We start from the raw sequence: 12,663 nt of genomic DNA, 5'->3' as shown, positions 1-12,663 counted from the left end.
CAGGTGTCCGGTGCCGGATCGAACGGCTACGGCGGCCGGCCCGAGCCCGCCCTGCGCCTGTCTGCCAGAATCGCCACATGGCTGATCACAACGCCGACCGCGGCTATTTGCTGGACAACAGACAGTCCGAGGCGGGTATCCGCTTCGGGGCCCTTGCCGAGCTGTTCGACCCGGTGACGTTCCGGCACGTCGACCGGCTCGGGATCGGTGCCGGCATGCGGTGCTGGGAGGTCGGCGCGGGCGGTCCGTCCGTCCCCCTCGGGCTCGCCGAACGAGTCGCCCCGAGGGGTACGGTGATCGCCACCGACATCGACGTGTCCTGGACCCGGGACATTGCCGACGGCGTGATCGAGGTGCTGTCCCACGACGTGTCGGCCGACCCGCCGCCGCCCGGCGGCTTCGACCTCGTGCACGCACGACTGGTCCTGGTGCACGTCACCGACCGCGCCGAGGCCCTGCGCCGGATGGTCCAGGCGCTGAGGCCCGGCGGCTGGCTGCTCCTGGAGGACGCCGACCCCGCATTGCAACCGCTGCTCTGTCCGGACGAGTCGGGTCCCGAACAGCGGCTCGCCAACCGGTTGCGGTCCGGCTTCCGTACCCTGATGGCGGCGCGCGGCGCGGACCTCGCGTACGGGCGGACCCTGCCCAGAGTGCTGCGCGAAGCCGGTCTGGACGAGGTGCAGGCCGACGCGTACTTCCCGATCACCTCGCCGGCGTGTGCCGTGCTCGAGGACGCGACGGTGCGGCAGATCCGCCACCGTCTGGTGGGGGAAGGACTTGCCACCGATGAGGAGATCGACCGCCACTTGGCGAACGTCGCCACCGGGCGGCTCGACCTGGCCACCGCCCCGATGATCTCCGCGTGGGGACGTCGCCCGTAAGAGGAGCCCCCCCCGACTGCTCATCAGGCGACCGCGGGCCTCGGCACGATCCCGTCACCGCTCGGCTCGTGTCAGGGCCGTACGCGGGGACGCGCGACACGTCTTCCACGCCGCGCCCGGCGGCTTCCCGCTGGCTACGATCCGGCTGGGGGACGGGCCGACGGGCGAGGAGCAGTCCATGGCGGAATTGGTCTCCGTGAACGTGGGGCTGCCCCGCGACGTCGCCTGGCGCGGCAGAACGGTCCGGACCGGTATCTGGAAGACCCCCGTGACAGGCCCGGTGATGGTCCGGCGGCTCAACCTCGACGGCGACGGCCAGGGCGACACCGTGGGACACGGCGGCGCGATGCGGGCCGTGATGGTCTACCAGCTCGGCTCCTACCACTACTGGGCGAAGGAGCTGGGCCGTGACGACTTCGTCCACGGCCAGTTCGGGGAGAACTTCACCGTGGAGGGCCTGCCGGACGACGAGGTGTGCATCGGCGACCGCTACCGGATCGGCGACGCCGTGTTCGAGGTGAGCCAGCCCCGCGTCACGTGCTACCGGGTGGGGATCCGCATGGACGAACCCCGCATGGCGGCGCTGCTCGTCGCACACAAGCGGCCCGGCTTCTACTTCCGTGTCATCGAGGAGGGCGAGGTCGCCGCGGGCCAGGAGATCGTGAAGATCGCCGACGGGCCGGGGCGGCTGACCGTCACCGAGGTCGACGGCTTGCTCTACCTGCCCCGCCCGGCGCGTGAGCGCGTCCGGACCGCACGAGGCCTCAAGGCCCTGAGCCCTGGCTGGCGGGAGTCGTTCACCGCCATGCTCGACCAGCGGGAGTGTGTCACCGGCAACCCGGGGCTGAGCGCCGACGGCACGCCCGAGCCGCCCGCCTGGCCGGGATTTCGCCCCCTGCGTGTGACCGGGACCGTGCGGGAGAGCCGCGCGATCCTGTCCATCCAGCTCGCCGCCCCCGACGGACAGCCGCTGCCGCCGGCTCTTCCCGGCCAGTACCTGACGCTGCGTCTGTCGGTCGACGGCGACGGCGCTGCGGCGCTGGTCCGTTCCTATTCGCTGTCCGGAAGGCCCGGCGCGCCCGCGTACCGCATCAGCGTCAAGCGGGAACCGCACGGTGCGGCCAGCACCTGGCTGCACGAGCGGGTGCGGGCCGGTGACATCCTTCAGACGGCCGCTCCGCGCGGAGTGTTCACTCTGCGGGCCGAGGACAGCGACCCGGTCCTGCTGGTCTCCGCCGGCGTCGGCGCCACACCCGTGCTCGCCATGCTCCACGCCCTGGCCGACGCGCGAACCGCCCGCCGGGTCTGGTGGGTCCACGCGGCACGCGACAGCCAGGAGCATGCCTTCGCGAAGGAGTCGGCCCAGCTGCTGGGACGACTCCCACACGCCCGGCTGCGCATCTGCTACAGCCACCCGGCGCCACAGGACCGGCTCGGAACCGACTACACCGACCGGGGGCGCCTCTCCCGGGAACTGTTCGCCGAACTCGCCCTCCCGTCCACGAGTCAGGCGTATGTGTGCGGACCGCCGTCCTTCATGGACGACGTCCACGCTGCCCTGGAGTCTCTGGGCCTGTCGGCCGGGCAGATGCACACGGAGATCTTCGGCGCCGGCCCTTCCATCACCCCCGGCATCGCTGCCGCACCCGCCCGTCCTCCGCACGCCCCGGACGGTCCGTCCGGCACCGGCCCGGCGGTGTCCTTCGCCCGCAGCGGACTCACCGTGCCCTGGCAGGACGGCCACGACAGCCTGCTGAACTTCGCCGAGGCCTGCGATGTCCCCGTCCGCTGGTCCTGCCGTACCGGGGTCTGCCACACCTGCGTGTCCGGAATGCTGTCCGGAGCCGTCAGCTACGACCCCGACCCGCTCGGGCCGCCCGCCGAGGGCGACGTCCTGATCTGCTGCTCCCGGCCCGACGGAGACGTGACACTCGACCTCTGAACCGGCCATGGCGCCGACCGCAACGACGGCCGGCGCCCCGGGCGCAGGCCACCGGCTCCGCGCCGGTGTCCTCGGTGGCCGCGAGGAAATGACGGCGCACACTCATTCCGGCCCGCAGCTCGTCAGTGGGGGAGACGGGCACTGCGGCGGGATCTGGTTGCATACCAAACGCTGTCTCCGGGACACAACGCTCTTCAAGGGCCGCCGAGTAGCCCGTGTTGCTCCCGATGTCCGCCGGGCGCCGAGCGTTTGACGGTCAGTCCCCGAACGTCGGACCGTCGAGCCGGGATCGACCGGCCTTCTCGCCGCTCGCGACCAGTGAGCTCACCCGCACCGCTCCTATAGCATGATCGAACTCACGACGAGCACCGCCATTGCAGTCCTTCACCGGAAAATCACACTGTCCGGCACGAAGAGTGACCTATTCGATCAACATCTAACAAATCGGCCAAATAATTGATATCTATAGCATTGCGGATGTTTTCGCGAATAAGCAGAATTGTGTTCGCCGCGTGGCGCCAGCCGCGGGCGATACTCTGGGCCACGGCGGGTGTGGTGACCCTCGGGTTCCTCATTGCGTTGGAGATCGCCGCGCGGCACTACGGCCTGCCGGGGCCGATCGTCAACCAGGTGCAAGAGCTGGTGATAGCCCCTAAATCGGGTTTCCTCTTGTACGCCAGCATGGCGCTGATGATGGTGGTGCTCACCTGGCGGCAACGCTTCATCGCGGCTGGTGTCGCGATCGGCATCGATGTCGCCTTCTTGCTGGTACGGTGGGTGGCCGACATCAAGGTGACCGACGGTCACCCCTTCGGCAGCGGCGCGTTGTGGGTGATCCTGGGCTGTGCGGTCATCGCTGTCACGCGCCGCACGGGCCGGGAACGGGTCCTGCTGTTGAAGGGCGTCGGGCTGGGCCTGCTGCTGGTGGCCGGCCGCAAGACCGGCGATACCTGGCTGCTCATCACGTCGAAGACCCGCCCGGCGGTGCTCGACCAGTACGTGGCGACCGCCGATCACGCGCTGGGCAACCCGTCGTGGCTGGTGGGTCGCATGGTCACGGCCACCGGCCCGATCGGCGCCCATCTTCTCGACTACGTCTACACCCTGCTTCCGGTGGCCGCGGTCGTCGTCACGCTGTACCAGCTACGTGCCGTGGCGGTCGAGCGCCGCTTTCCGGGCCATCATCTGGTCCGCACCTTCCTGGTCATCGGCCTTCTCGGACCGGCCATCTACATGATCTACCCGGTGGTCGGGCCGATCTTCGCCTACGGCGCCGACGGCGGGCACTGGGCGGTGGCCAATCTGTGGCCGGGCACGCCGCCGCCGATCAATGCCCCGCACCACATGCCGTTCGACGAGATCACCCCACGCAACTGCATGCCCAGTCTGCACACGGCGTGGGCTACCGCGATCTTCATTCATTCCCGCAAGGGCCCACGGACGCTGCGATTCGCCGGCGCGTTCTGGCTGATTGCCACGCTCGCCGCGACACTGGGGTTCGGCTACCACTACGGCGCGGATATCGTTGCCGGTGTGGTGTTCGCGTTCACGATCGAGGTGGCACTGCGCTCGCACGAACGCGGTTGGGACCGGAGAGGAATCCAGCTGGTCGCCTACGGTGCAACGGTCTTCGCCGCGCTCCTGGTGTCATATCGCTATCTGCCGATGGAGATGGCCGAATATCCGTGGATGTTCGGGCCACTTCTCATTCTGGCGATGACCTCAGTGGTCTACGGCTACGTACGGACCATCAAACTGTGGGAGCCGAAGGCCGGACCAGTGCCGCAGCCGGAACCGCAACCCGAACTGGTTTGAGTCGTGCTGCGTCAGGAGGCGTGCGAGTTCCAGGCGCGACTCGTGCCGGCATCGATCGTTCTGATCCGCGGCTTCTCCCGCCGTAGCGTGGGGTGGAATTACGTCGACGCCTCGGCCGGCTGCGGGGCGTCGCCGCGTGGCCCGGCGTGCGCAGAAGGGGTCGGGTCGCGTCACGCCTCCGTGGCGTCGCGCCGAACCGGGCCTACCGGCGTCCTGCCGGTGGCGTGGCTGTCACCAGGATGAGAGGGATCCCGTTGCAGGGCCGCAGTTGCTGCCCGCGGTGTTCGGTGCCGGTTTCCGGTCCGGCCAGCACCGCCGCGAAGTCCGGGCCCTTGGTGAGCGATCCGACCAGGTGGTGGGGGTCGGTGGAGGCGGCGACCCGGCCGCGCGCGTTGACCAGGCGGGCGGTTCCCGGCAAGCGTTGGAGCAGGGGCATGACGACCGCTTCGAAGCGCCGCAGGTAGATGTCGGCAGCGGCAACTCCCATGAAGCGTCCGTCGATCGTCACCGGTGCGGAGAGGGTGAGGCTGTACTCGTCGGAGCAGAGGTAGTCGACGTATGGTCCCGCGACCACCCGCTGTCCGGTGTCGCGGGGCAGGGTGAACCAGTCCCAGTGGGTGTAGTCGGAGTGCGCTGAGTGCTCCGGGTCCAGATCGAGCAAGAGCGGATGCGCGGCACCGTCCGCGCTGGTCTGCCACCACTCAAGCCACGCCGGTACGTCATCGAGCAGTCCTGGCGCCGCCACGAAGCCGAGCCCCGAGACCAGGTCGTACTGGGCGAGACCGGCGTGCAGGCCGGGGCGGAGTGCGGCCAGATCGGCCGAGACCGGCCGACGGCCGTCTGTGACGGCCGAGGCCAGTACCGACTCCGTGTCCGCAGCGGTCCTGCCTACAGCGTCGAAGACTCCTTCGAGCGCGTCTCGGACACGGGCGGCCGCGTCGGCGACTGCCATCTCGTCAAGTACTGCCGATCCGGCGCTTGCGAGACGGGGACTGCTGCCCATCGGGGCCCTCCTTCGGACGGCGACCGCGCGCATCGTCGGCCGAGCCGAGCCGGAGTTCGATCAGGCGTGCCATGGAGCCCTGCACGCTTTGTTCGGCCAGGGTCCTGGCGCGGTCATCCGCCCCATCATGCACGGCTGAGATTACGGCGCGGTGACGATCCGCCGCGTCCTTGAGGTGCCCGTCCTCGCAGAGCACGAGGCGCAGAAGTGCCCCCACTTCGGTCTGGAGGGTGACCTCTTCCCTGGTCAGCCGGGCGGACTGAGCGGCCGCGGCCAGCTCGACATGGAAGCGCCCGAAGATGCGGCTGCGCGACCCCGAGTCCTCTGCTTCCACCAACTCTCCCAGAGACCTCTGTAGTTGCTGCAGATCCTCGGGGTCGGTGCGCTGGGCCGCGAGCCGCGCGGCGGCACCGGAGACGGCTGCCCAGTGGTCGGCGAGATCACGGAGTTCCTCGGTGCTCCAGTCGGAGAGGCGGTCAAGCAGTCGGTCCTCCGCAGGACCGTCGGGCACGGTGACGAAGCTGCCCCCGCCACGGCCCCTGCGGGTGGCGACCAGGCCCCTTTGCCGCAGTGCCATCAGCGCTTCCCGCAAGGTCATGGTGGAGACGCCGAGTTGGGCGGCGAGGTCGGTCTCGCCGGGCAGCTGCTCGCCGTCGGCGAGCAGTCCGAGGTCGATGGCGTCACCGAGCCGCCGCACTACGGCATCCACGCGGGCCAGGGTGTCGACCGGCGTGAAGACGACTCTGCGGGCGCCGGGTCTGTCTGGTTTCACGATCACCACCTTGCCAGTTGACCGAGCTTTTACCTCAACGGGCCCTTGAAATTAGAACTATGGCTTCATATGTTTACGGCCAACTCCCGACAGCACCAGAAAGGTTCCCGCCCATGGAGGGAATGGCCGTCCGGTTGCAGAACCTGCGTAAGTCCTTCGGCCGGACAGAGGCTGTGGCAGGAGTCGACCTGGAGATCGCGGAGGGCGAGTTCTTCTCGATGCTGGGACCGTCGGGCTCCGGCAAGACCACGGTGCTCCGGATGATTGCCGGCTTCGAGGCACCCACCGGCGGAACCATCGAGCTCGCAGGCTCCGACGTCACCCGACTGGCACCCTTCGAACGCGACGTGCATACCGTCTTCCAGGACTACGCCCTCTTCCCGCACATGACGTTGGAGCAGAACGTCGCCTACGGCCTCAAGGTCCGCAAGGTGCCGAAGGCTGAGCGTCTGAAGCAGGCCAGGGAGGCTCTGGCGAGCGTACGTCTCGCGGACTTCGGCACGCGTCGCCCGTCCCAGCTCTCCGGAGGCCAGCGCCAGCGCGTGGCACTGGCCCGCGCCCTGGTCGGTCGTCCGAAGGTGCTGCTGCTCGACGAGCCGCTGGGCGCCCTCGATCTCAAACTGCGCGAGCAGATGCAGGTCGAGCTCAAGGCGATCCAGCGCGAGGTCGGCATCACCTTCGTCTTCGTCACGCACGACCAGGAGGAAGCGCTGACGATGAGCGACCGGATCGCGGTCTTCAACCAGGGCCGCGTCGAACAGATCGGCACCCCGGCCCAGATATACGAACGCCCCGCCACCCCGTTCGTCGCGGGCTTCGTCGGCACGTCGAACCTGCTGGCCGGCGACGCCGCGGAGCAGGTTGTGGGCGGCCGGGGAACGTACAGCATCCGGCCGGAGAAGATCCGCGTGCTCAAAGAATCCGCCATCGCCGACGAGCCGCAGCACTCCAGTGCCACCGGCACCGTGGCGGAGGTCGTCTACCTGGGGGACGCCACCCGCCTCCTGGTGGACCTCGACGCGGGCGGCCGGCTCACCGCCTTGCAGCAGAACCTGGAGACCTCCTCCGAGGACGTCGCGGCCCTTCGCGGCTCCCGGGTCACGCTCCAGTGGCACCAACGGCACAACTTCCAGGTCCCTGAGGCCCGGTGAGCGCACACACCAGCACGACCCGTACCCGCCCCCTCTCTCTTCCGTGGAGATCCCTGTGCGTCTGAACCGAATGTCCCGAGCAGCGGCCACGCTCGGCGCCCTGCTCCTCGCCGGCGCCTGCGGCACCTCGGACACCGCTGCGACGTCGCCCGGTGGCGGCGGCTTCACCCCGCCCAAGCTCACCGCGCAGAAGACCCTCGGCAAGACGGAGGGTCAGGTGAACCTGATCGCGTGGGCCGGATACGCCGAAGACGGTTCCAACGACGCGAAGGTCGATTGGGTCACCGACTTCGAGAAGAAGACCGGCTGCCAGGTCAACACCAAGACTGCGGGCACCTCCGACGAGATGGTCAGCCTGATGAAGACCGGTCAGTACGACGCGGTCTCCGCCTCCGGTGACGCGGCGCTGCGGCTGATCGCCTCCGGCGACGCCGCACCCGTCAACACCGAGTTGGTGCCCAACTACAAGGACGTCTTCGCCGGGCTGAAGGACCAGCAGTGGAACTCGGTCAAGGGTGTCTCCTACGGCATCCCGCACGGCCGCGGCGCCAATTTGCTGATGTACAACACGAAGAAGGTCTCCCCGGCGCCCGACTCCTGGTCCGCGGTCTTCGACAAGTCCTCGGCGTACAAGGGGAAGGTCACGGCGTACGACTCGCCGATCTACATCGCGGACGCCGCCCTGTACCTGATGAAGGCCAAGCCGTCCCTCGGCATCAAGGACCCGTACGCCCTGGATCAGAAGCAGTTCGACGCCGCCGTCGACCTGCTCAAGGAGCAGAACGCCAACGTTGGTGAGTACTGGAGCGACTACCTGAAGGAGGTCTCCGCCTTCAAGAGCGGCGACTCGGTGGTCGGCACCAGCTGGCAGGTGATCCTGAACACCGCCCAGGCCGAGAAGGTCCAGGTCGAGGCCGTCCTCCCCAAGGAGGGCGCCACCGGATGGTCCGACACATGGATGATCTCCGCCAAGGCCGAACACCCCAACTGCGCTTACAGCTGGATGAATTGGATCATATCTCCGAAGGTGAACGCTCAGGTCGCCGAGTACTTCGGTGAGGCCCCGTCCAACGCGAAGGCCTGCACTCTGACCGCGGACAAGAACCACTGCGCCACCTACCACGCCGCCGACGAGCCGTACTGGAAGGACGTCCATTTCTGGACCACGCCCATCGCACAGTGCGTGGACGGGCGTACGGACACCACCTGCGTGCCGTACGCCAAGTGGGTTCAGGCCTGGACCGAGATCAAGGGCTGAGGGTTACCTGCCGATGACCACCACCGCGCCTGCCGCCGGCCCCGTCCGGCGGCTCGCCGGGGCCCTGCACCGCCGTCCCCGGCTGCAGCTGTCCCTGTTGCTCTCCGCGCCATTGGCATGGCTCGCCCTGGCCTACCTGGGCTCGCTCACCGTGTTGTTCCTCTCCGCGTTCTGGACCACGGACTCCTTCACCTCCAACGTGGTGAAGATCTGGAACACGGACAACTTCACCGCACTGTTCACTACCGACGTCTACCGGCAGGTCGCCCTGCGCAGCATCGGCGTCGCCCTCGCGGTCACCGTGCTGTGTGTGCTGATCGCCTTCCCGATCGCCTTTTACACCGCTCGCATCGCGAATCCCAAGCGGCGGCCGCTCCTCGTCGTGGCGATCCTCACTCCGCTGTGGGCCAGCTACCTGGTCAAGGCGTATGCCTGGCGGCTCATCCTCGCCCACGGCGGCCTGCTCGACTGGGCGCTGAAGCCACTGGGACTCGAAGGGCCCGGGTACGGACTCACCGCGACTGTCCTGGTGCTGACCTACCTGTGGCTGCCGTACATGATCCTGCCGATCCACGCCGGACTCGAGCAACTCCCGGCCGGCCTCCTGGACGCCTCCGCCGACCTCGGCGCCCGCACCGGCCGGACCTTCCGCTCCGTGGTGCTGCCGATGATTCTGCCGTCCGTCGCGGCCGGCTCGGTCTTCACCTTCTCGCTCAGTCTCGGCGACTACATCGCCGTACAGATCGTCGGCGGAAAGACGCAGCTCATCGGCAACCTCATCTACTCCAACATCACCCTGGACCTGCCTCTGGCCGCCGCACTCGGCACCGTGCCCGTCGTGGTCATCGTGCTCTATCTGCTCGCGGTGCGCCGTACCGGAGCCCTCAGCAGCCTCTGACCCCTCTCCTCAACCTCCGTAGCACGCACAGCGAAGGCCCTCATGAACCTCTCCCGCCCCGCGCGTGTCACAGTGCGCATCGCCGCCGGGCTCGGTTTCGCGGTGATCTACGTCCCGCTGCTCCTGGTCCTCGTCAACTCCCTCAATCCAGACCGCAGTTCGGGCTGGCCTCCGCCCGGACTCACCTTCGACTGGTGGGTGGCCGCCTGGCACAGCTCAGGCGCGCGCGACGCGCTGTGGACCTCGGTCAGGGCCGGGCTCGGCGCGACCGCGATCGCGCTGGTCCTCGGTACGCTCATCGCCTTCGCCTGCCAGCGATACAAGTTCTTCGGACGTGAGACCATCTCCTTCGTGGTCGTCCTGCCGATCGCACTGCCGGGCATCGTCACCGGTGTCGCGCTCAACACCGCCTTCCGTACGGTCCTCGAACCGCTCGGAGTGGGCCTCGGAATGTTCACGGTGGTCGTCGGCCATGCCACCTTCTGCATCGTGGTCGTCTTCAACAACGTGATCGCCCGGCTGCGCCGGATGCCCGGTTCGTACGAGGAGGCCGCGATGGACCTCGGGGCCCACAGTTTGCGTACGTTCGTCGACATCACCTTTCCGCTGGTGCGTTCCGCGCTGGTGGCGGGCGGACTCCTGGCCTTCGCCCTGTCCTTCGACGAGATCGTCGTGACGACGTTCACCGCCGGGCCCGGAGTCCAGACCCTCCCCGTGTGGATCTTCTCCAACATGGCCCGACCCCAACAGGCCCCTGTCGTCAACGTCGTTGCCGCCGTCCTCGTCGTGCTGTCCGTCATACCGATCTATCTCGCCCAGCGGCTGTCGTCGGACACCGCCTCCGGCAGCCGCATCTGATGGGAGCATCCCCGTATCCCAGGAGATGGCCGACATGCTCACCCCGGGCGGGCAGGTGCCACACGACACGCTGACGTACAACCGATCGCCTCTGATCGATCAGCACAGCGCCAGTAGCTCGCCACGGCGCCCCGGATCCCTGAAATCCGAGTCGCCGAGCGGTGGTTCAGCCATGGCGGACCTGGCCTCCACGTACCCGAACTTCACCCAGCAGGGCCGCAGTTCCGCTCAGCCAGGGGTCCGTCCGGCCACCCCTGCCGAATCAGTCGGGTCGAGCCGCTGTCCGCGCGCTCATCGGCGAAGCTCACTCGCCCTGGGACGGTGGCTGAGGTGATCACATCGTGGCCGCGCCGGTCACCATTGCCGCTGTTCCGGTGAGCAGGAGGGCGACGATGAAGGTGATGCTCCTCGCTCCGGAGCGGCGGTCGGCCGCGGGGTCGGGCGTGTAGACAGCCGGATCCGTGGGGGCGTAATGGATGGTGAGGTCGCGGCCGAGGGACAGGCCCGGGCCGGGGATGCCGTCGCGGGACAGGACGGTGACACGGGTGCCCTGACGGGTGGTGAAGACGACGACGGGAGCGTGGTTGACGATCTCGTCGGCCTCCCCGTCGGTGTAGACGTCCTTGGTGACGGCCACGACACGCGCCGGGACAGCGACGGCCGAGGCCAGCAGGGCGTTTCGGGCGCGCACCAGGCGGATGTCGGGGCTGAACGCCGCGACGGCGGTCAGCAGGGCGCCGAAGCCGAGCAGTGCCCACGGGTAGCCCCGGACGACGGTCGCATGGATCACCAGCCCGATGAGGAGCAGGGCGACCGCGCAGTCGGGGCCGTTGCGTCCACTCTTCTCGCCCGTGGTGTCGATCACGATGAGGAACCGGTGCGGTTGCCCGGGTGGATAGCGCACGTCGAGTTCCCGGCCCACCCAGGCTTCCTGGATCGCGTCGCCGTGCCTGCCCGCGTTCGGCAGGGTGAACTCCTGCCCGGTGGCCGGGTCCTGGAACGCGATCGTCACCGGTATCCCGGGCTTCTTGGAGTCGCCGTGGGACGGCTGCTCCACTTCCACGATCCGCGCCTTCACCCATACCGCTCGCTGAGCCCTGGTCACCCCGGCGAGCGAGCGCCCGTAGCCGAGCAGCGCCAGCCCCGCGGGCACCACCCACCACAGCTCCAGTACCTCGTAGCCGTTCATTCGAGCCCCCGCCCCTTCGCCGCGGAAGGCCGCTCGCGGGACGCTTCGGCCGCGCACCCGGCACACGGGCCGCGCAGGTATGAAGGATCCCACCCGTAGACCGACCGCCCGGATTCGTCCCCGCCCTGGTCGAGGTCGGCCATGTCAGGGGAGAGCAGGACGGAATCGGTCACCGGCGCCTCGTGCAACGGCGTCGGGGTCACGGTGCCACGCCGTCCCCGGCGTAGAGGTATCCGCCGGGCCGGGCGGGGTCGGACACCAGCAGTACCTGGTCGCCGGTGCGGGGGATCCGGAGTTTGGAGACGATGGTCTGGAGGGTGATCCGGTCGGTGGTCCCGGAGGGTTGCAGGACCAGGTCGACGACCGGGTCGTGGTTGACCAGCTTGCCGGTGTCGCTGATCGATACGACGACGGCGGGTGTGGTCGGCGCTCCCATGGCGAGCAACTGCCGGACGTCGAGGCCGGAGTGGTACGCGCCGATCGACTGCTGGACTCTGGCGAAGTCCTCGTTTCCGAGGAATGCACGCGTGGCGCGGCCGTAGAAGCCTTTGCCGCCGGCCACCTGGCCGGCGATCTCGGCCGCCCGCTCCTCGCGGTTCTGGCGGCGATTCCTGAAGATTCCCATGTCGGCTCTCCTACTGGTGATGTCTCGTGCGGTTGGGACACGGGGGTTGGCCGGCAGCCGGAGGGTGACCTCGTTCTCGGCGCCCGGCAGGTACGGGACGGTGACGACGCGGCCGACCTGGAGGCGGCCGGTCAGGCGGTCTGGTAGAGGCTGTTCGACGGTCGCCTCGTACGACGATCCGCCGGGGCGGCCGACGAGTTGCCCGGCGACCGAGGTGACCGCCCCGCGGCCGGTGCCGCGCGGTTGACCGTCCTGGCCATGGGGTCCCTCC

At 68.8% G+C, this 12,663-nt stretch carries 11 protein-coding genes; 7 read left to right on the top strand and 4 right to left on the bottom strand.

Translation table 11 applies throughout. The features are described 5' to 3' along the window. Nucleotides 1–77: 77 nt before the first annotated feature. The 3 genes from ABZ826_RS12250 to ABZ826_RS12240 all read left to right on the top strand — a co-directional run bounded on the left by ABZ826_RS12250 (nt 78) and on the right by ABZ826_RS12240 (nt 4,638). Nucleotides 78–881, top strand: a complete 804-nt coding sequence (locus ABZ826_RS12250) for a methyltransferase domain-containing protein (protein ID WP_361446165.1) — start codon at nt 78–80, stop codon at nt 879–881. Nucleotides 882–1,059: 178 nt separating this feature from the next. Then, nucleotides 1,060–2,823 (top strand): MOSC and FAD-binding oxidoreductase domain-containing protein, encoded by a 1,764-nt coding sequence (locus tag ABZ826_RS12245; RefSeq protein WP_361446163.1) that lies wholly within the window; start codon nt 1,060–1,062, stop codon nt 2,821–2,823. Between the two features lie 477 nt (nt 2,824–3,300). Then, nucleotides 3,301–4,638: a phosphatase PAP2 family protein gene (locus tag ABZ826_RS12240; RefSeq protein ID WP_361446161.1), complete on the top strand. Its 1,338-nt coding sequence runs from the start codon at nt 3,301–3,303 to the stop codon at nt 4,636–4,638. Between the two features lie 202 nt (nt 4,639–4,840). On the opposite strand, the gene ABZ826_RS12235 is transcribed toward ABZ826_RS12240, so the two are convergent. Together ABZ826_RS12235 and ABZ826_RS12230 are read right to left on the bottom strand one after the other, a co-directional pair. After that, the gene (locus ABZ826_RS12235; protein WP_361446159.1) at nt 4,841–5,590 is read right to left on the bottom strand and encodes a hypothetical protein; all 750 of its coding nucleotides are present in this window, start codon (nt 5,588–5,590) and stop codon (nt 4,841–4,843) included. A 4-nt stretch (nt 5,591–5,594) separates the two neighbouring features. Continuing rightward, the gene (locus tag ABZ826_RS12230) at nt 5,595–6,413 is read right to left on the bottom strand and encodes a GntR family transcriptional regulator (protein WP_361446157.1); all 819 of its coding nucleotides are present in this window, start codon (nt 6,411–6,413) and stop codon (nt 5,595–5,597) included. 113 nt (nt 6,414–6,526) lie between these two features. Between ABZ826_RS12230 and ABZ826_RS12225 the strand changes: the two genes are divergently transcribed. The 4 genes from ABZ826_RS12225 (at nt 6,527) to ABZ826_RS12210 (ending at nt 10,578) form a co-directional block, all read left to right on the top strand. Then, nucleotides 6,527–7,564, top strand: a complete 1,038-nt coding sequence (locus ABZ826_RS12225; RefSeq protein ID WP_361446155.1) for an ABC transporter ATP-binding protein — start codon at nt 6,527–6,529, stop codon at nt 7,562–7,564. A gap of 70 nt (nt 7,565–7,634) precedes the next feature. Beyond that, the gene (locus ABZ826_RS12220; RefSeq protein ID WP_361446153.1) at nt 7,635–8,822 is read left to right on the top strand and encodes an ABC transporter substrate-binding protein; all 1,188 of its coding nucleotides are present in this window, start codon (nt 7,635–7,637) and stop codon (nt 8,820–8,822) included. Nucleotides 8,823–8,835: 13 nt separating this feature from the next. Next, nucleotides 8,836–9,720 carry an ABC transporter permease gene (locus tag ABZ826_RS12215; RefSeq protein ID WP_361446151.1) on the top strand — a complete coding sequence of 295 codons (885 nt, stop codon included), beginning with the start codon at nt 8,836–8,838 and terminating at the stop codon, nt 9,718–9,720. A 42-nt stretch (nt 9,721–9,762) separates the two neighbouring features. Continuing rightward, complete coding sequence (locus ABZ826_RS12210; RefSeq protein WP_361446149.1) at nt 9,763–10,578, top strand: ABC transporter permease; 816 nt, start codon at nt 9,763–9,765, stop codon at nt 10,576–10,578. A gap of 334 nt (nt 10,579–10,912) precedes the next feature. Here the strand turns inward: ABZ826_RS12210 and ABZ826_RS12205 are convergent, their stop codons facing one another. Beyond that, entirely contained in the window at nt 10,913–11,767 is an 855-nt protein-coding gene (locus ABZ826_RS12205) for a DUF3592 domain-containing protein (RefSeq protein WP_361446147.1), read from the bottom strand. 199 nt (nt 11,768–11,966) lie between these two features. Next, on the bottom strand, nt 11,967–12,392 hold the full coding sequence (locus ABZ826_RS12200) for a hypothetical protein (RefSeq protein ID WP_361446145.1): 426 nt from the start codon (nt 12,390–12,392) through the stop codon (nt 11,967–11,969). Nucleotides 12,393–12,663: the final 271 nt, after the last annotated feature.

The organism is Streptomyces sp. NPDC047515, assembly GCF_040643055.1.
Taxonomy (GTDB): domain Bacteria; phylum Actinomycetota; class Actinomycetes; order Streptomycetales; family Streptomycetaceae; genus Streptomyces.
Note: the sequence above shows the minus strand (reverse complement) of the source record. Positions and strands in the feature narration are given on the sequence as shown.